We start from the raw sequence: 21109 nt of genomic DNA on the forward strand, positions 1-21109 counted from the left end.
ATAAAAGCACAATCTCTCACTCTATTGATTTCCTAATATTCTCATTAGTAATATTTCGATTAGGTACTTTACACTAGGTTCAATCGAGGATATAGTTATAGTAATGAATCAAAAGTATTAGTATCACAAATTACATCTACTCCAATAGGAAAGCGGAAGTGAAAACATTGTATCTAGAAGGAAGTTATAATTATTATATTGTAGCACTCTCTTTTGTTATCGCCGTCTTGGCCTCATATATCGCATTAAATATGGCATCCAGGATTTCTTTTACATATGGAAACAATAAATACTTCTGGATACTTGCTGGTTCTGTTGTAATGGGAAGTGGAGTTTGGTCGATGCATTTTATCGGAATGCTCGCGTTTCATATCGATGCACCGATGGATTATAATGCGTGGCTTACCTTCGCGTCTCTACTTGCTAGTATTGGCGCATCCTTTATTGCATTTTTGGTAACGTTACCTAGAAAAACGAATAGGTATTCCATTATCGTTGGCGGATTTTTCATGGCGAGTGGGATTATTGCGATGCATTACATCGGTATGGAAGCAATGATTATGCCCGTAGAAGTGAGTTACGATAAATTTTTACTCATCCTATCTATCGTCATTGCATTCATCGCTTCTTATGCCGCTTTAATTTTATTTCTATATTTTCGTAATAAGACTACCTCTTCTTGGACCAAATGGTTGTCGGCTCTGTTGATGGGGTTAGCAGTTTGTGGTATGCATTACACTGGAATGAATGCCGCTAAATTTCGGTTAACGTCTGAAATTACCGACCAAAGCTTTCCCGTAGATTCCTTTCTATTATATGGCGTTACTATTTCCACCTTTATTATATTTTTTATCACTTGGATTGCCGTAAACTATGACCGGCAAATCCTCGAGAGAATGGCTTATGAAGATATTTTGACTGGATTACAGAACCGGAATGAAATGAATCGTTTCTTTAAAAAACAACCGAAACATTCAGAAATAGCAGTATTATATATTGACCTTGATCAATTCAAAGCGATTAATGATACATTAGGGCATCATGTAGGTGATAAACTCGTACAAGAAGTTGCACATCGCCTACGACCATTCATAAAGAAATCTCAGAAAGTTTATCGTATCGGTGGAGATGAGTTTCTCGTAATACAGGAACATGGTAAAGAAGAGGATGCTATTCAACTAGCTGAACAAATTCTTAAACAAATGAGGAAGCCTTTTTACATAGACGAGAATGAATTTTTTATTACAGCTAGTATAGGAATAAGTAACAACGAGGCAAATCAACAGCACTTCGCTCCTCTTAAGGCAGCCGATACAGCGATGTACAAAGCAAAAAACAAAGGAAAAAATCGTTACTGTGTGTACAATGAAGAAATGGACAAAGAAGAAATGCGTAAAATGGAATTAGAAAAAGATATACAGACCGCTCTTTATAAGGACGAACTATATCTTTTCTATCAACCAAAATGGTGTATGAAATCAAACAGCCTGTATGGATTGGAAGCATTACTTCGCTGGAAGCATCCTAAGCTAGGCAACATTCCACCAAGTGAATTTATACCGCTTGCAGAGGAAACAGGAGCAATTATCCCAATCACTCGCTGGGTAATGGAGCAAGCGTGTCTACTGTCAAAATCATGGCAGGCAAAAGGTAGAATTTACCCTACTTCTATTAATCTGTCGAAGCAGCTTTTCCATCTAGATAATCTTCCAGAACGTATAGAGCAGATGTTAGAAAGACTCGATTTCGATTCCAGTCTACTTGAGTTAGAAATTACGGAGTCAATGGTTTTACATGACGTTGATGATGTAATTGCTCAACTGGAAGACATACGTAAACTAGGTGTGAAAGTATCCATGGACGACTTTGGAACAGGATATTCCTCAATTGGATTACTTGATCTTATTCCGATTGATACATTGAAATTAGACAGGCTTTTCACAAATGATCTAGAAAAACCAACGAAACAAGCAATCATTAAATCAATTATTTTATTATCCGAAAGCCTAGAATTAGATGTGATTGCCGAAGGAATTGAGAGCCAGGAACAAGCAGACTTACTCGATAACTTAGGTTGTCATTTAATGCAGGGCTATTATTATGGTAAACCTATGAGCGAAGAACAACTAGAAGAATGGTATCAGCTTCACTGCAAACAACTAACAGAAATAAATGAGGCAACCCTTTAATAACGTTGGGTTGCCTTTTTATTATCTATGATTCAATTCTTCTGTGATGTTCCAATTCTTTTTCAGTTTCTTCCGTGCATCTCTTCCCCAGCATTTCACCGCATTCTCACTAACACCATACTTTTCCGCTATCTCTCGCGCACTGTAACCGCCTATTAAAAATTCATTCACCCATATCCATTGTTTCTCTGTTAACATTTTTCGAATCGTATGTAACCATTCATTTTCCACAGCATAATCATCATTCCTGACAAAATCTTCACGCTTTACTGTTTCTAAAAAGGCTTGCTGTTGAGCGATTCTTCTACTATTTGAGTCTAGTAAGCGTAGCATTTCACGTCGTACACATAAATAAGCATAGCTAGAAAAAGAAGCACGATCCTCATCCCAATTTTCCCAAGCTTGCCATAAACCAATCATCCCTAATTGAAAAAATTCACCCTCCAAATCTCGTATACCATATCTACGTATAAAGTAATAAATGTATGGCTTGTACTGATCAACAACTTCTTCAAATGTCTCCATGTTCGTCTCCTGGTGAGAAGACGTCTTCCCTTTGAATTCCGCGGTACTGTTATCGTATATAGAAAGAAAATAAATGTCATTTGCCTGAAGTTGTTTAGGGGGGTGTGATTTTTAACTATTTACACATGAAAACTCAAAATTCTGACGGGAAAAATTAACTTTCTTACCTTTCTTGAGAGTTTGATAAACTTTTTTCAATCTAATTGGGACAATATTGGATTGTGCTGGTCTAACATTAGATTCTAGTACCTGAATATCTGATTTTTTCATTTAACATTAGATTCTCACACCTCAACAACTGATTTTCTCATTTAACATTAGATTCTGACACCCCAACATTAGATTTACTCCCTTATATAAAAAAAGGATTACATTCTTATCAATCAAGAACGTAATCCCGTTATATTTTTATGATTTGCTATTTTTCATTCTAGTTCTCGTAAAAATAATTAACCCTATTAATAGTGACGCAAGCCCGATAAATAGGAGACTTCTTGCATCAATAAATGACCCTGTATTCGGTAGTATCTTGTCGCCAGATGCCACTACTTCATCGTCTGTTGTATCCTTATTTTCTGCCGAATTTTTACCTTCTGCCGGGTCTTCGCCTTCTGCTGGGTCTTCTCCTTCTACTGGGTCTTCACCTTCTGCTGGGTCTTCACCTTCTGCTGGATCCTCGCCTTCTGCTGGACCTTCGCCTTCTGCTGGGTTCTCGCCTTCTGCTGGACCTTCACCTTCTGCTGGACCTTCACCTTCTGCTGGGTCTTCACCTTCTGCTGGGTCTTCTCCTTCTGCTGGATCTTCACCTTCTGCTAGGTCTTCGCCTTCTGCTGGGTCTTCTCCCTCTATAGGATTTTCATCTTCTACAGGTTCCTCGTCATCAATTGGCTCTTCACTTTCCATTCCTTCCGGCCAATTTACGAGAAGTTCATCCGGCTCACCGTTCGCTCCAACTTTCTCTACCTTAATCCAATTAATTGAGAAGGCATTACCACCTCCACCCCCACGGATTGCAATATTACCAATAAGCCCGTCTGCAGGTTCGGAACCATCTAATGTAATTTCACTAGTTAACGTATAACTCCCCATATTCACCATACCACTGTTAAAATAAGCAGGAATTTGCGTAGCGACTTCATCAGCAGCATACGGGAAATCATTCACCAATGCTCCATCCGCACACGTATAACCACCATTAGAATTATCATGAATCCAACGGACACGAATAGAAGTTGTACCTTTTGCTGTGTAGTTAAAACTTAGACGGTATGTCGCATCTTTTTCAGGAATAAATGCTACCGTATCCTCTTCACCTGCTGTCGACCATGGCCATTCTGTGGCATCATTACCTAAAATTATATTTGCTCCAGACCAGCTATCGCCTTTACTTGTATCATAAACATAAACTCCATCGATTGGCGCTATTTCTTCCTCATCATCAGGATTCATATAATCATGTTCAGCTAAAAACTCTTCTGGATATAAAATACCTATTAACGCTTTTTTAGCATTTCCATCATAATCATAAGGCATGGCAAATTCGCCACCCTTCCAACCTGTCTCTACATCTCTCACGCCCGCCAGTTTAACAGCTTCAATTACCTTTGGATTATCCGTAGTATTCGCAGGACCGGCTGCATAATTTCGATAAACTTGGAACAATTCAGCATATTTCATACCTTGATTGTTTTCATTTTCCACGGTCAATTCACCTGGTGGTAATGCAATATCCATTTCTGTTATATGAATCTTCACCCCAGGCAAAGTTGCAAATAACTTTATATTTTCCTCCACATTTTTTACATCAGTGGCCAAATTGTAATGCCCTTGCATGCCAATTACTTCAATCAGAGGCTTGCCATTTGGACGAACACCTGCATAACGCTCATTAATATCTTTTACCATTTCATAGACAACTTGTGCCTTGCTAGGTGAATCGAGGCCAAAATCATTGTAAATAAGTTGAACATCCCATCCGTTACTGTCAACGACCTCGGCAGCTTTCAAGAAGGCTTGTTCCACCCATTCCCAACCAAGTGCCATATACCAACCTTCGCCTTTCGCTAAAGAAGCTCTCCAATCATTAGGATCAGCATTGCCTATTGCCTCATTAACCACATCAACACCTTGAATCTGGCTCCCATAATAGCCAAGCACATTTTCAATATGTGTATGAAGATTCTCGAGTGCAACTTCTCTATCGAATTCACCAGGCTGACCATATCTTGCTGGAGGAGCGTCCCACATCCAAGTTGGTGTTTGTGAATGCCATGCTAAAGTATGTCCATAAAAAAGGATATCTGGATTTCTATCTGAATATGTCTTCATAGCCTGGTCTGCACTGTCAAAAGTAAATATACCTTTTTCTCTTTGCGTATTCTCCGGTTTCATCTCGTTTCCTGGAGTGTAGGAAGCATAATTATAAATTAAACCGTCTATCTCCCCTCTTCCAAAAATACCGAAAGAAAAGTAATCTTTATAGACATCTTTTAATGCTGGATAATGTTCGTATGTTAGTCCTGTTGGAGGTAATTCATTGGAGGTAGCTTCGTCTGCTAGTATGATTGGATGATTAAATGTAGGTAAGAATAATAGAAGAACTATGGTAAACAATAAAGTAGCTTTTTTAAACTCAACTTGTATTTTATACATTAAAATTTTTCCTCCAAATTATTTATTTGATTATGAGCTGCTTACATCTTTTACCTAAGCGTCATTCATCTTACAAAAAATCACCTCCTACAATTAAGTGAAACGCTTACATTTTTTATTCTTATATAACTAGTATGTTAGTAATGGTGTGACTAGCAATCATTATATCTTTCGATTCTTTCCTAGTCAACGGGCCAAAATGCTCGAATTCCGTCTACTTTTAATTAATACTGTCTAAAAAAGGAGAAGCCACTATTTCAGCTTCTCCCTTCTAATCATTCCTCTACTTCAATTAATATCTCTACCCGACGGTTTCGTTCTCTTCCTTCATCCGTTTCATTCGTAGCAATTGGCTCACGTTTACCAAAGCCTTCTATTTCAAATTCATACAATGATTCGTCTGAAAAATGAGAACTCAGTGAGTTATAAACATTATTCGCTCGATCCTCTGATAATCCCTGGTTAAATTCATCTCCACCAACATTATCGGTATGTCCATATATTTTTATCATACCTTTATACTCTTTGCTTTCTAGCCATTCCGCTATCTCTTTAATAGAACTCTTCCCAGCACTTGTTAGCTCACTCTCACCGAATTCAAATAAAATATCATCCGGCATAATAAGCTTTACTTCATCCCCATCTCGAGTAATATCTACATTTTCTGGAGTATCTTCATATTCAGGATTCAGTGGAATTGTTAATTTTATCATCTGTTCTGTCTGATCTTCATAGCGTCTTTCCACAACATCCCCAGCAATATTTTCAAATTCTTCTCCATATGTATCAAGAATAGGTTTTCCCCGACGATGATTCCCACCAGCAATGGAATAGATCTCTAAGTACCCCTCATCTGTTAAGGATGTATATTCAACTGGCATTATGAATGTACCATCTTTCTCGATTTCAGAACAATATAAAAATGTATTTTGACCAAACCACGATTCCTCATCACTATATATATTCCCGAATAATAGTAAGCCTTCCATTAGGTTTGTTTTACCTTCTACATAAACGTAGCGATGATCGATTTCTGCTATTTCAGCTTCCATCCATACATCTGTTGCACCTTGATCAGTAGGAGGTTCCCCATACGTTTTCTCTTGGATGACGAACTCCTGACCAACTCTAGCTGGTTGTACGTCCTCTGCTAGTATTCGATATTGTGGCTCATCTCGGTATGCCATAAATTCTTCTATAACAAAAGGACCTTCCAAATGTTCTCCATACTCACCGAAAGTAGATCTTATTTCATCTCTTTTCTCATGAAGTGCTGTCACGCTTTCTGGTCGAAATAATAACTGCATTTGAACAGGCTCGTTCTGATCGGACTCAAAAAAGGTAGGATCAAATGGTACCGATTCTTGAATCACACCATTTTCACCAACTTTTACATTTTCACTTTCGATTGATTGACTAACAATATAACCACCATAAGGATGGGAATAGGCTGCAACCCTTACCTCTACTCCTTCTGGTAGATTGGTTTGAACGTCTACATCTATAGAATCTTCTTGCAATGTAATAATACCTTCCATTGTTATGTAAGGAGAAATTTCTTCTTCCGCTTCATTCTTCTCTTCTTCCTCTTGTTGTTCGTCTTGTTGCTCATTTTCAACTACATTTTCTTCTTGCTCAGTTTCTACAGCTTGCTGTTCTGTTTCCTTATTGCAAGCGGTTAAAAAAATCAATAATAAACAAAAAGTGTATAAGAACATACGGTTTCTCAAAGTACTTTCACTACCCTTCGTTGCCTGATTAAATCCTTAATTATCGTAGCATGTACAGCGAATAATACAATGGGGAATTGGAAAAATAGACCTTTTCACTCTATAGATTATGGTACTAACTTCCTTGTAATAGGATAAGAGACCTGTCGACATACCAAACGGAAAATGAACTTTTGGTAGCTATATTTCAATATTCATAGGGTGATAAGATTCATTTCTGCCAAACTTCCTTCTATCTCTTTATTTTCCTAACATATCCATTTATACTCAAGAGTTGTATGTAATTGAGAAGTTTTTGGAGGCTAAAAATATGAAACCTGGAATTGCACTTATATTGATGCTTCTGATTACCATGTTGAGTGGTTGCCAAATAGGGAAAGATGTTAAACCGTCGGAAATGGATCCTAAGGATTTACCTGACGAACGGGCATTTCAAGATGAGTTTACGAGAGAGTTTTTACAATCAGTAGAAGAAACTAAGCCAGGTTATTATCCGTTTTTATCAAAGACCGGAAAATATAAGATGGATTTTCCTGCTGGAGGCCTAATTGACAAGTTTGGTTATACAATTAATAAAACTTATTTTGAATTTCTAGATGTCGGTATCAAATATCCCGATCAAACAGGTGCTAATCTTACTATTTCTTATAATAGAGAAAATAAAATGGATAATATTGAGAATCATTTAAGATGGTTCCAAGGAAGGTTAGGTGAACCCTACGATTTAGAAAAATACGAGGAAAAGACATATAATTTTTATTACACAGGTTTTGAACGTAGTGGCTTTAGTTATCAAGTAGCATACATTCAAAATAAAAAAGTAGCTGGAGGCATTGAGTTAATTTATTTTACTGAGTGTCAGAAGAATAATTGTCAAGGTCAAAGTTTACTGAACAAACAAGACTTTTTTGATTGGATAAAAACAATACAATTTATTGATGATTGAAATGCATTTTTCTATCCTGTTGTTTTCATAGAACATAAACATTTACTCAAAATAATAAATAAAAACACTCTAAAATTCGATATAATAGACGTATATAATTGAAATTATAATTGCTTTCTACTCTCACAATCATCAACTAATAATTTCATATAAAAATAAAATGTAAGGTTGATGACATTGAAAAAACTCCAATCTAAAAACATGAAATGGACATTAATCATTCTTATTTTTCTCATTAGTGTAACAGCTATTCGGCTAACATGGATGAATTTCCTAACTACATTTGAATATCAAGAAAATCCGGAAGCACAACAAGGAATTCTTGACCTCCGAGGAATGAGTTTCTCGGATAAACAATCATTTCTATTAGATGGTGAATGGGAGTTTTATCCCTCTGCACTTATACCACCCGAAGAAATCAACGGAAATACATACGATAAAATAAATCTAGCTATACAAAAATCTTGGCAGGATGCTTTTACAGATGACAATAGTGATTCTACATTTCGCTATGGTACATATCGATTAAAAATACTACTAGATTCTAACATTGACAGTGACTTTCAACTGCGTATCAACGAAATTCGAAACGCCTCTGCGATTTATGCGAATGGTGAACTGGTTGCCAGTTCGGGACAAGTTGCTACAAATATAGAAGAACATGATGCGCGCTACGTTCCCTACTCTGCTACTGTTACACCAGTTAGTAATGAAATAGATTTGGTGATACACGTTTCAAGTCATGACAAAAAAGGTGGTATAACAGGGTCGGTTCGATTCGGGACGGAAAAAGCTGTAGAGAAACGAACAAACCTTATTATTGGATTACAATTATTACTTGCAGGTGTGCTATTATTTCACAGTATTTACGCCATCATTTTATATTTCCTAGGCGCAAAATCGAAGGTCTTGTATTTTTTCTCTTTATTAATTCTCAGTGCAATCGTGAGTGTATTAGTAACAGACGATAAAGTATTATATTCTTGGTTAACGGTTGAGCATGAATGGTCAGTAAAAATTCTGTACTTCTCTTATATAGGCGTAGCAGCTTTTTTACCGCACGTTATGAACAGCCTATTTCCGACCTATATTAGAAAAAGACGAATGCAAATTTTTTCAATTGGTTGTGCACTTTATGCTCTGTTCGTACTAGTATCACCATTTCAATACATCATAAATACAAGTCCTGTATTACTATCTACTGTGCTCATATTGTCTATTACTCTATCCCTTTACATTCTAGGTAAAGCAATTTTAGAAAAGGAAGACGTCATTTTTCTATTGCTTGCTTGTTTAGGTGTGATGGTGAATGTTTTATGGTCATTCATTCAACGACGACTTTCTATTGAAATTACTCATTACCCATTTGACCTAATTTTTGCAATACTCGCTTTTGCTGCCTTTTGGTTCCGTCGTTTCTTCCGTGCAACAGACGAGACAAAACGACTTGCTGAAAAATTGCTACTTGAAGATAAGCGGAAAGATACGTTTCTCGTTAACACATCTCATGAATTAAGGAATCCTTTGTATGGGATAAACAATTTGACCCAATCGATTCTTGATGATAAGTCAAACCCAATTAGTAACGAGCATAGAAGTCGATTACAAATTCTCATTCAAATTAGTAACCATATGTCTTTCATGTTGGATGATTTACTTGATCTATCCAGACTAAAAGAAAATAGGATTCGGTTACAACTAACGAGTGTAAATATCCAATCTGTAACATACGGTATATCCGATATTATTAAACTAATGCTGGATGGTAAGCCTATCAAATTGAATATCGACTTACCAGATTCGTTACCAGCTGTGTATGCAGACGAAAATAGATTGATGCAAATTTTATTCAATTTATTGCACAATGCTGCCAAATATACAGATGAAGGCACCATCACTGTACGCGCCGAAGCTCGAAACGGCATAATGTGCATTCATATAGAAGATACAGGAGTTGGAATTGAAGAAGACGTTTTGCAAACAATTATTCATCCCTACGAACAAGCTCACACCAATGATGTAAGAGCAAGTGGGGGATTTGGTTTAGGTCTGAGCATTTGCAAACAATTAGTTGAACTACACGGTGGAAAAATTAAAGTGCAGTCCAGAATTGGAATAGGTAGTCGTTTTACATTTTCTCTGCCTCTAGCAAAAAAGAGTTCGATACAAGCTGGGGAGACGTATCCAGTACTACAGGAATCTAAAAAAGTAATGGATGTTACACCAAATATAAGCAAACCTAATACAGAAGAAGAAACCGTGGCATGGAACATTAAACCGGAGATATTAGTTGTAGATGATGATAGTATAAATTTAAAAGCGATTCTGCATCTTTTGGAAGTGGAGAACTATAAAATAACAACAGTCACCAATGCGACTGAGGCTCTTTCACTACTTGAAAAGGACCGATTCGATCTCGTTATTTCAGATGTGATGATGCCTCATATTTCCGGTTATGAATTAACTAAACTTATACGAAAAAATTATACGATTTCTGAACTCCCTGTATTGCTCTTAACTGCACGTAGTCGTTCGGTTGATATTTTGGCTGGATTCCAGTCAGGTGCCAATGATTACGTAAAAAAACCAGTCGATGGAAAAGAGCTTAAAGCGAAAGTTCGGGCATTAATCGATTTAAAATTATCTATTGAAGAACGTATACGCATGGAAGGTGCCTGGCTACAATCTCAAATTCAGCCACATTTCTTATATAATACGTTGAATTCCATCGCCGCTCTTGGCGTAGAAGATCCAGCAAAAATGCAGGATTTACTAGAGGAATTCAGTAATTATTTACGGTTGAGTTTTGACTTTAGAAATGCGGATCCAGTTATTCCTCTCGATCAAGAACTAGCTCTTGTTCGCTCTTATTTACATATAGAATCGGTTAGATTTGGCGAACGTCTGGATATACATTGGGATATCGATTACGATGATCAGTTTTATTTACCACCCCTTTCTATACAACCACTTGTCGAAAATGCGATAAGACATGGGGTGATGCAGCAAACAGAAGGTGGAATGGTTTGCATTCGAATAAAGCAGCAAAATAATGATATAGAAATTGCTATCATCGACGATGGAAATGGTATGACGGAGCTAGAGGTTGAGAATATTTTCAAACGAGAAGCTTCTTCCAACAAACGACAAGGAATTGGTTTACCAAATATTGATCGTCGATTAAAACAACTTTATAGTAATGGATTATCGGTACAAAGCAGATTAGGGGAAGGAACCACTGTTTCTTTTCAAATCCCGATTAAAAAAGCAACCTATCCACTCTCAAAGGTTCAACAATAGAATGCAACATTCGATTTTCTGATTAAACATTGGATAACAGCGCTCAACATTGGATTTTCATACTTAACATCAGATTCACAGTGCCGAACATCAGATTCTGCACCCGTAACATCTGATTCCCAACACCGAACATCAGATTCCGCCATCGTAATATCCGATTCTATCAGAAATGTAAAAGGAATGGTCATTATGTCGACCATTCCTTATTTTTCTTCTTCCAGTCTTCATACCAACACGTAATCTCTGGTTGTGGCTCCTCTTGCAATTCTTTTTGCAACAGTTCCGTGATCTGTGCATAGGTTTGTTCAACCATCACTTTTTGATTTCTTCTAGCATAGGCCTTCATTAAAAATAAATACGCTTTCTCTTCTAATGGGAACCGTTGAATAATCTCTGTCGCTAGCTCAATTATTTTATCAGATTGTTTTTGCGTGTAGTAATAATTTAGTATCCAATAGACCGTTCTCATCCATAGCTGTTCTAAACGTTGTCTTTCACTTTCTATCCAAAAGTAATCATAGCCTTGCAAATAGTCGCCTTTATATAGGCTAATCGCATACTCAAATTCTTCAATAGTATCTTTTGAAATAGCTTGATCTTTCCGTACGATATTCTCAAACTCTTCAACATCTAGGGATACATCTTCTAGCGTAAGCATATAACCTATTGAAGTATTTGATAGGAGAAAATGCCCATCATAGTCCTCTATTGTTTTTCTAATATGATAAATGGAGGTATATAATTGAGAAAAAGCTTTTTTAAGATCGAAATCTGGCCACAACAGTTCAATTAATTCCGTTTTATCAACAACTTGTCCGCGCCGATGTAATAAGTAATAGAATAATTGTTCAACCTTAGATGTTCGCCAGTTTGGACTTCTTAATTGATTATTTGAATCGAGGATAGCTACTCTTTGAAATAAAGTCATTTTTAGTTGTTTCGCTAGCGGTTTTTTCTGGCTGAGAGTATCATACGCAACTTTCTCAGTAATCCTCTCTATTGTGTTGGATAACCTTTTAGCTGACACTGGCTTCATTACATAATCTAGCGCATTCAGTTCAAACGCTTGAATAGCATAATCATCATGTCCTGTAACAAAGACAATATGTAATCGTGGATTCCTTTCTAATATCTTTTCTGCTAATTCGATTCCATTTATTTCTGGAATGTGAATATCCAAAAAAACAACCTCTACGTTTTTCTCATCTATGTAGTCGAATGCTTTCCACGGATTACTGAACTTACCAACAACTTCAATTGAAGAAATTCGATTAATTTGATGCTCTAAAAAATCTAACGCTAGCTTCTCATCATCAATCAGTATAGCTTTCAAAGACATCCCCATGTTCCTTTCCTGAAATTATTAATAAAAGTAGTAGATAAGAATTTCCCCTTGACTATATATCTATTATTTATATATTCCATTATACCTTTAATCACAGGGGATTTCATCCATTATTCATACTTTATGCGTTTTTTATTTCCAATAATTTTCAGTTAAGGTAGAACCGTGGTACATCTACTCATAAAAATGTATGCGTCGCTTCTAATTAAAAAACGAATTCACTACAATAATAAAAGAAGAGACTATCCTCTCAAATCGAGAGAATAGCCGTCTATTTATTAGTTAAGTTTTCGTCGATATAAGAAGATTCCAACAAGTAATATCGCAATACCCGCCACTAAATAGTTAAATATACTTGTTGCTGTGTTAGGTAATGTACCTGTATCTTCTTGTTTCGATGCATTTACTGGTTGTGTTGGTTGATGTCCACTGCTAGTTTCTTGCTGTTCCTCAGTCGGTTCCTCTTGTTCCACTGTTTCCTCTAGCAATTGATTCTCTGCTGTTAACTGGATAGCGTCCGCTTGTCCTTTTACAATTTCAAAGAAAATTGGCGTATCATCTAACTGATATCCTTCTGGTGCGCCCGTTTCCACGAACTGATACGTACCAGGCTTCAAGTCATCTACAATCAACATGCCTGCACGATCCGTAGTCAATCCAGTCAATACTACATTTCCTTCATCATCACGGAGCTCAAACTCTGCACCTTCAAGCACAAGCTCATGATTATCACTGTCAACTTTCACCAATTCTACGGATCCTCTAATTAATTCATTCATAGCTGTTACGGTGAAAATCATTTCTTGGCCTTTTTCAATTGTAAAGGCAATCGGTGTTGCATCTAACTGATAATATTCTGGAGCTTGTGTTTCGACAAAATAATAGCTACCTGGCTTTAAGCCTTCGACTACTAATCTACCATTTTCGTCTGTAACTAAATCTGCTTGGAGGATTTCTCCGTCAGCATCTAGTAAATTAAAGACGGCTCCTTCTAATGGAATATCTTGTTGGTCTCTATCTACTTTTCTTAGTTCAACAGATCCAGTAGATAATTCATTCCCAACCTGCTTAATGACCGTTTCTACTTGTCCAATCTCAATGGTAAATTCGATTGGTGTTGTATCTAAGTCATAACCAAATGCTGCTTCTGTTTCAACGAATTGATAATTACCTGGCTTCAAATCAGAAACAACAATTCGGCCTTCTTCATCTGTAATTAAATCCGATTGAAGTACATTACCGTCCAGATCTTGAAGCTCAAATGTAACACCTTCAAGTGGAGCATTGTCATTGTCTACATCTACTTTAATCAGTTCTACGGATCCTGTTGATAATTCATTTTCAACTTCTAGCACAACTGTGGTCATGTCCGCTTCTGTTTTCGAGCGTTCGATGGCAAATCCTATTGGCGTAGCGTCTAAATCGTAACCAAATGCTGCTTCTGTCTCTACAAATTGATAGTTGCCTGGTTTTAAGTCAGAAACAACAATTCGACCTTCTTCATCAGTAGTCAAACCTGCTTGAAGCACGTTCCCGTCTCCATCTTGAAGCTCAAACATAACATCTGCAAGTGGTGCACGTTCATTATCACTGTCAACCTTCACCAATTCTACTGAGCCTGTAATTAGTTCATTCATAGCTCTTACGGTGAAAATCATTTCTTGACCTTTTTCAATTGTAAAGGCAATCGGTGTTGCATCTAACTGATAATATTCCGGAGCTTGTGTTTCGACAAAATAATAGCTACCTGGCTTTAAGCCATCCACTACTAATCTACCATTTTCGTCTGTTACTAAATCTGCTTGGAGGACTTCCCCGTCAGCATCTAGCAAGTTAAAGACGGCTCCTTCTAATGGAATATCTTGTTGGTCTCTATCTACTTTTCTAAGTTCAACAGATCCAGTAGATAGTTCATTTCCAACTTGTTTAATGACAGTTTCTACTTGACCAATCTCAATGGTAAATTCGATTGGTGTTGGATCTAAGTCATAACCAAACGCTGCCTCTGTCTCCACAAATTGATAGTTGCCTGGTTTTAAGTCAGAAACAACAATTCGACCTTCTTCATCAGTAGTCAAACCTGCTTGAAGCACGTTCCCATCTTCATCTTGAAGCTCAAATGTAACACTCTCAAGTGGAGCATTGTCATTGTCTACATCTACTTTAATCAGTTCTACGGATCCAGTAGATAATTCATTTTCTACCGATAGGGTTAAAATTTCTGCCTGCCCTTTTTCAATCGTAAATGTAACTGGTGTAGTATCTAAATCGTAACCAAACGCGGCTTCTGTCTCAACAAATTGATAATTACCAGGTTTCAGATTAGAAACGACAATTCGCCCATCTGCATCAGTTGTCAAGCCTGCCTGAAGTACGTTACCTGAACGATCTTGTAGCTCAAACGTAACACCTTCAAGTGGTGCGCGTTCATTATCTATGTCTACTTTCACTAATTCAACAGACCCTGTAGATAATTCATTCTCCGCTTCTACTTCAACCGTATAGACATCTGAAGTAGTTCTTGCTCGTTCAATCGTAAAAGGTATTGGTGTAGCATCTAAATCATAGCCAAATGGTGCTACCACTTCGATAAATTGATAGTTGCCCGGCTTTAACTCAGACACGTTAATTTTACCTTCTTCATCGGTAACTAACTCACTTTGAATCACGTTACCTTCTCCATCTTGCAATTCAAAAACTGCGTCGGAAAGTGGTGTATGATTGTTATCTATATCCATTTTCAGCAGTTCCACAGACCCTGCAATTAACTCATTCATTGCCTGTACTGTATGGATTGTCTCTTGTCCTTTTTCAATCGCAAACGGAATTCGTGTCTCATCTAGCTGATAAAAATCTGGAGCTTGGGTCTCGACAAAATAATAGTTTCCTGGTTTTAAATCACCTATTACCAATCTACCATCTTCGTCTGTTTCAAGACCTGCTTGAAGGATTTCCCCTTCTTCGTCAAGTAAATCAAAGACAGCTCCCTCTAATCGAATCTCTTGCTGATCACGATCTACTTTTATCAATTCTACAGATCCTGTAGAAAGTTCATTCCCAACTTGCTGAATGACTGTTCCTACTTGACCGATTTCAATCGTGAATAGAATCGGCGTCGTATCTAAGTCATAACCAAACGCGGCTTCTGTCTCCACAAATTGGTAGTTGCCTGGTTTCAAATCAGAAACAACAATTTTTCCTTCTTCATCTGTTGTTAAATCTGATTGAAGCACATTTCCATCTTGATCTTGAAGTTCAAACGTGACACCTTCAAGTGGAGCATTATTATTGTCTATATCGACTTTAATTAGTTCCACAGACTCTGTCGATAATTCATTTTCTGCTGTAATCGTTAATGTTTCTACTTGGCTTTTATCGATCGTAAATTCGATTGGAGTCGGATTTAAGTCATAACCGAAAGCAGCCTCTGTTTCCACTAACTGATAATTACCTGGTCGTAATTCAAGCTCAATTTTACCTTCTTCATCAGTAGTTAAGCCCGATTGGAGTACATCGCCTTCTTGATTCTGTAATTCAAAAACTACTCCTTCAAGTGGAGCATTCCCATTATCTATGTCCACTTTCAATAGCTCTACCGAACCAGGAATTAACGTATTCTCTACTCTAACAGGTGTCGGCTGTATATCCTCTAAAGTTGCTATTCTATCGATTGTAAATTCAACTGGTTGATTATTCGTTTGATAGTGCTCAGGAGCTGAGATTTCCACAAATGAATAATTTCCTGGCTTCAAGTCTGTTACGTGAATTTCACCAGTGTCATTTGTCACTAAATTGTCTGCAATTATTTCGCCTGCTTCATCAAGGAGCTGGAATGTTGCGCCTTCTAATCTAGTGGAATCATCTCCATCCACTTTCGTTAATAAAACTTCGCCTCTTATTAATTCATTTGTAGCCTCAACCTCAACTAACTGAGTAGCAGCTTCACCCGCTTCTATTTCAAATGGAATCGGTGTATCATCCAATTCAAAATATGTCGGTGCTACTTTCTCAATAAATTGATAGCTACCAGGATGAAGATTACCAACGAAAAGTTTCCCATCTTCATCTGTTTCTAGGCCGCTCCGAACGATGTCACCATCTTCTGTTAGTAAATCAAATTCAGCACCCGCTAAAACTTCGCTATGATTAGCTTGATTGAATTTCGTCAGTTCTACGGAACCTAGCTTCCAATTTGTAGCTGTTACTTGCTTTATTTCTGTTTGCTTTTCATCGATAGTAAATGTTATCGGCTCTGAGCCTTTCTGGTATCCATCAAGTGGTTCCTGCTCAACAAATCGATAGTCTCCAGGCTCTAGCTCATCTCGATAAATTTTACCCTGATTATTAGTTGTTAATTCCTCTATCGTGTTGTATTCGCCTTCCTCATTTCTATGTTGTAGTTCAAATACAACACCTTCAAGAGGATCGCCTGTACTTCCATCAACTTTTGTTAACTCAATCGCATGGATGATTTTCTTATTTTCAATCGTATATTCTGTAGGATCGTCGTTAACCTCCACAGCCATTACATTCTCTATTCCAGTAACATATCCTTCTGGAACTCCTGTTTCTTTTAATAAATAGTTTCCATACAGTAAATTCTTAAACGTGACGATGCCGTCTTCTCCAGTTGTATACGTACGTAAAGCCGTTTCTCCAGACTCATCATATAACGTAAACTCTGCACCAGCTAATGGCTCCTGACTTGCAGCATCGACTTTCAGCACTTGTAAGCTTCCAACTTCACCATCGATACCCCCACCGACACCTGCAAGCTCTACATATTGCGTCATGCTAGTATCTGTATCTATACCTTCTGTTTCGTCACCATTAAAGGTCGCATTGTTTCTTACATGACTATCGCCTTTATATAAAATGTACGTATCGTAATTCAGTATATAGGCGCGACTAATTTGCTCGTCGGTAAATTCTAGGATAAAGGTTTCGACCCCATCTTCATCCTCTATAAACTCGAGAGTATAATCCTCGCCTTCTTCCAATAGCTCTCCTTTTTCAATGGAGTTAGGAGAAACCTCTGTCGCAAACAATTGGAATGTATCTTTTAAAAACGTTTGATTTTCACTCGGTGTATCCGTAATCGTCACATTCGATACCGTTGATTGTGTTCGGTTGATATTAATACCCCAGTGAACAATCCTTGGGTTTGCGTTATCCTGACTTGCATTTTTATTCGTATATTCTCCACCATGTGTTGGTTCAACAGTATGAGTTAGCTCTATCTCATCCGCATGCTCGGTCTTTACGATTGCCGTATTCTCATACATATCTTCAATTAGCTTATTATTCAAGTCCGTTTCATACGTTATGAGATAAGGTGTTGTCACATCTGGGATTAAAACACGAAAACCTGCTTCACCATCATCGCTAGTGATTTCCTCTATCTCATATTCTCCATCTTCTAGCGAAAGCTGATCGCCACGCTGATAACCATCGCTACTACCTGTTAACTCCATATGATGTACTTGTACGGATTCGATATCAAATGCTTGATTCCCTAGAATAATGTCTTCAACCTCAATATCTCCCAATGTTGCTTTATTGTAATTAACCCCAATGCTCCATGTAATAATTTTATTAGCTAGGTTATACTCACCATGCTTAAAACCATTATTTTGCGTATACGTATCTGGGGCGAAGGTTGCTGTTCCCACTTTCGTTCCAGAACCGTTTTGCCCATTTACAATCCATGTGAGCCTCGCATGGTTAGTAAAGCTACCATTTGCAGCAGGTTCTGTTTCATCAAAATTGATGTCCGTATGATAAGTAATGACAACTTCTTTTGTTATCTCTTGATGAAACTCTATCGTTAATTCATTATTACTAAACGTAGTTGTAAATTCTGTCCCATTCGTCCAATCTTCATTACCATGACGAACCACTACATCTCGTGGCGTAAATCCTTTCGGAAGGGTGTCGAGAATCTCTACACCGTCCATCGTCTTTTCATCTGAGTTTAATCGCATTGTCCAGCTAGCGGATTTTTTGTCATAATTCATATCGTTATTAAACGATTTACGAAAAACTCCTTGATTAATCCACTGTGAGCTTGTTTTATTATTACCGAATTCATCTTCGATTCGATTAGAGATTGTTGCTCCCTCTTCTACCCGCTCATCAGCCGTTGTTTGATAGGTAATCTTGTAGGCATGTTCGATTTGCTCGTTAAAAGAGAGTTCGAAGCCATTCTCTGTTTCAATAACATCAAAGTTATCTACTTCTGTACTACTTATCTCATTACCAGTCTCTGGATTAATCTCTACCTGTTCTACGATAAATCCTTCTTTTGGTAAACGATCAAAAACTAGCAATTGATTGTCACCAAATGTATCTGTTAGTTTAGCTCTTCCAGCCTCTATTACCTTTTCATCATAGTTGTATTTTACTTCCCACGTAATCGTTTGGCTCTTAGAATCATAGTCTCCAGCTGATTTTTCTAATGGAGAACCACGTTTAACTGAAACAGTGGGTTCGGAAGAGACTGGTCCATAATCATCACCTGTTAACATTGCCTTATTTTTGTATGTTTCTCCTTCGGTATCATGAATTTCAGTTTCATACACAATACGGTAGGCAGAATTAATGTCTCCAAATAGGATAGAAAAATCATCCTCGAATTCGTAACCTGACAATTCCTCTGACTGTTCAGCTATACTTCCATCGGCATTCATCGTTAATTCATACACTTTCAAACTTTCAGGTATAATCGAATGGTCGCCTACTGTTAAATCATCTAGCAAAACTGCATTTTCAATAGACTGTAAATTTTTATTAATATCAACTGTCCATTGAATTCGTGTTGTATTATACGCCCGATCAGCTGGTACCCCTTTTTTATCTATAGCGGAAGCATTCGGTACGAACTTCACTGGGTATTCAACCGTCTGTTCACCTGAAATAGGAAATGTAATAACATTTTCTGCTGTCCCATTATAGTTCTCGTTAAATTCTGACCATAACTCAATATATCCACTAATGTCGGAATTTTTTTCAATTTCCTCATTAAATGTTATGACGATTTCCCGATTTCCCGTTACGATATACGTACCAAACAAGGTACCATCTGGTCTTCGTAATTCTTGTTCCTCCGGATTTGGTAGTACTTTGAAAAATTCTGGAACCTCAATCGTATACGTAGAACCAGCCCCATAGGAATGTCCATTTGGAAGTGCAAATGAATATTTAATATCCACTTTAAACTGATTATATGGTCTAGGTAGTTCGATTGGTTCGCCCGGCTCCAATAGTTTAGAATCTGATTCTCCATCCTCAAATCGTTGTGATAACTCTACCTTAGTAATAAGATTTTCCTCAATCTCTGCTGCTTGAGTTATTATTTTTTGACTAGAGGCTTCTAACTCTTGTACTACCTCCTCGTTTTGAGGAAGATTTTTGGGTTCACCTTCCAAAGACACCTTGGCAACGTTCTCTGAATCTATTTTTTCATCCGTTTCTCCATTTACCTCTTGTTTAACATTAGCTTCTACGTTTTCTTCTTGTAAGAAATAGACTGGGATAACCTTTATTCCTTCAATTAAATCAAACGGAATGCTTACAGAACTCTGGTCCCCTACTACTTCTTCATCAAAAGCTGCTTCTATTGATAGCTGCCCTCTCGCTTGCTCTCCAGCTACAAAGCGAAGAGTTACGCTACCATCTACCCCAACATGAAATGTTCCGACTTCTTTCCCCCCATTACTGAAGAGTGCGCCTTGCTGTTCTTCTTGAATCAACAATGGCGATGACAATACTTTTACATACGTCGATTCCTCTTCAGTAGTCTCTCCAGCTATCTGCCAATCATAAATAATCTGAACACCTGAATCTTTATGGATTGGGCTATCAGGATTACCTTCTACGTCGAAAAGGTTGCCTTCTTCATCCGACAATGTTACGTCTAATTCGATGTTGTTTTTTTCGACTGTATCAATAGCCGTAACGTGTAATCCCATACTAGCAGAGATAGTATGGAGAAGTATGACAAAAATAAATGTCATAATACTAAATTTTCTCACTCTCTCGTATTCCTCCCTTAATTATTTTAGTTCCCCAAAGAAAAAGACAACGAATTTTCATCATAATGCCTGAAAAAATCTAGCTGTCTACTTTTGGATGACGGTCTATTCTTTGACAAGAACGCTATGGGGTACATTACTATACAGACCTCTACAAATTCTATACAAAAATAACGTGTAAACCCTTACAAGGAAAGGGATAGAGACGATTTTGATTACTGAAATTATCGAGGGTTTTTAATTTAAAATACAAGCTTTTACTTATCTTCAGGTTTCTATTGTTTTTTTTGGAAGGTTTCAAATGGGAAAGGATAAAAACCAGCAGGAAAAATCCAGCTTATTTATCGAATGATCGAGCAATTCGGGAGGAATTTTATACAATGATAATG

At 37.3% G+C, this 21109-nt stretch carries 8 protein-coding genes; 3 read left to right on the forward strand and 5 right to left on the reverse strand.

Annotation, left to right across the window (positions count from 1 at the left end; translation table 11 throughout):
- The first annotated feature begins 158 nt into the window (after positions 1 to 158).
- On the forward strand, positions 159 to 2189 hold the full coding sequence (locus tag GGQ92_RS08045) for a bifunctional diguanylate cyclase/phosphodiesterase (protein WP_343068792.1): 2031 nt from the start codon (positions 159 to 161) through the stop codon (positions 2187 to 2189).
- Positions 2190 to 2210: 21 nt separating this feature from the next.
- Here the strand turns inward: GGQ92_RS08045 and GGQ92_RS08050 are convergent, their stop codons facing one another.
- The 3 genes from GGQ92_RS08050 to GGQ92_RS08060 all read right to left on the reverse strand — a co-directional run bounded on the left by GGQ92_RS08050 (position 2211) and on the right by GGQ92_RS08060 (position 7096).
- Positions 2211 to 2714: a sigma-70 family RNA polymerase sigma factor gene (locus tag GGQ92_RS08050; protein WP_184246865.1), complete on the reverse strand. Its 504-nt coding sequence runs from the start codon at positions 2712 to 2714 to the stop codon at positions 2211 to 2213.
- Positions 2715 to 3122: 408 nt separating this feature from the next.
- On the reverse strand, positions 3123 to 5366 hold the full coding sequence (locus GGQ92_RS08055; RefSeq protein ID WP_184246868.1) for an endo-1,4-beta-xylanase: 2244 nt from the start codon (positions 5364 to 5366) through the stop codon (positions 3123 to 3125).
- A gap of 275 nt (positions 5367 to 5641) precedes the next feature.
- Complete coding sequence (locus tag GGQ92_RS08060; protein ID WP_184246871.1) at positions 5642 to 7096, reverse strand: OmpA family protein; 1455 nt, start codon at positions 7094 to 7096, stop codon at positions 5642 to 5644.
- Between the two features lie 310 nt (positions 7097 to 7406).
- Between GGQ92_RS08060 and GGQ92_RS08065 the strand changes: the two genes are divergently transcribed.
- Both GGQ92_RS08065 and GGQ92_RS08070 read left to right on the forward strand, forming a co-directional pair.
- Positions 7407 to 8042 (forward strand): hypothetical protein, encoded by a 636-nt coding sequence (locus tag GGQ92_RS08065; RefSeq protein ID WP_184246874.1) that lies wholly within the window; start codon positions 7407 to 7409, stop codon positions 8040 to 8042.
- Positions 8043 to 8219: 177 nt separating this feature from the next.
- On the forward strand, positions 8220 to 11342 hold the full coding sequence (locus GGQ92_RS08070; protein WP_246384219.1) for a hybrid sensor histidine kinase/response regulator: 3123 nt from the start codon (positions 8220 to 8222) through the stop codon (positions 11340 to 11342).
- A 187-nt stretch (positions 11343 to 11529) separates the two neighbouring features.
- Here GGQ92_RS08070 and GGQ92_RS08075 read toward each other — a convergent pair whose 3' ends face one another.
- Together GGQ92_RS08075 and GGQ92_RS08080 are read right to left on the reverse strand one after the other, a co-directional pair.
- On the reverse strand, positions 11530 to 12675 hold the full coding sequence (locus tag GGQ92_RS08075) for a response regulator (RefSeq protein WP_184246880.1): 1146 nt from the start codon (positions 12673 to 12675) through the stop codon (positions 11530 to 11532).
- A gap of 290 nt (positions 12676 to 12965) precedes the next feature.
- Entirely contained in the window at positions 12966 to 20720 is a 7755-nt protein-coding gene (locus tag GGQ92_RS08080) for a SpaA isopeptide-forming pilin-related protein (RefSeq protein ID WP_184246883.1), read from the reverse strand.
- Between the last annotated feature and the right edge of the window lie 389 nt (positions 20721 to 21109).

This window comes from Gracilibacillus halotolerans (genome assembly GCF_014206945.1).
Taxonomy (GTDB): Bacteria; Bacillota; Bacilli; order Bacillales; family Amphibacillaceae; genus Gracilibacillus; species Gracilibacillus halotolerans.

Coding starts and splice junctions, on each gene's coding strand:
- GGQ92_RS08050 (WP_184246865.1), bottom strand. CDS start 2,714: ATGGAGACATTTGAAGAAGTTGTTGATCAGTACAAGCCATACATTTAT.
- GGQ92_RS08055 (WP_184246868.1), bottom strand. CDS start 5,366: ATGTATAAAATACAAGTTGAGTTTAAAAAAGCTACTTTATTGTTTACC.
- GGQ92_RS08065 (WP_184246874.1), top strand. CDS start 7,407: ATGAAACCTGGAATTGCACTTATATTGATGCTTCTGATTACCATGTTG.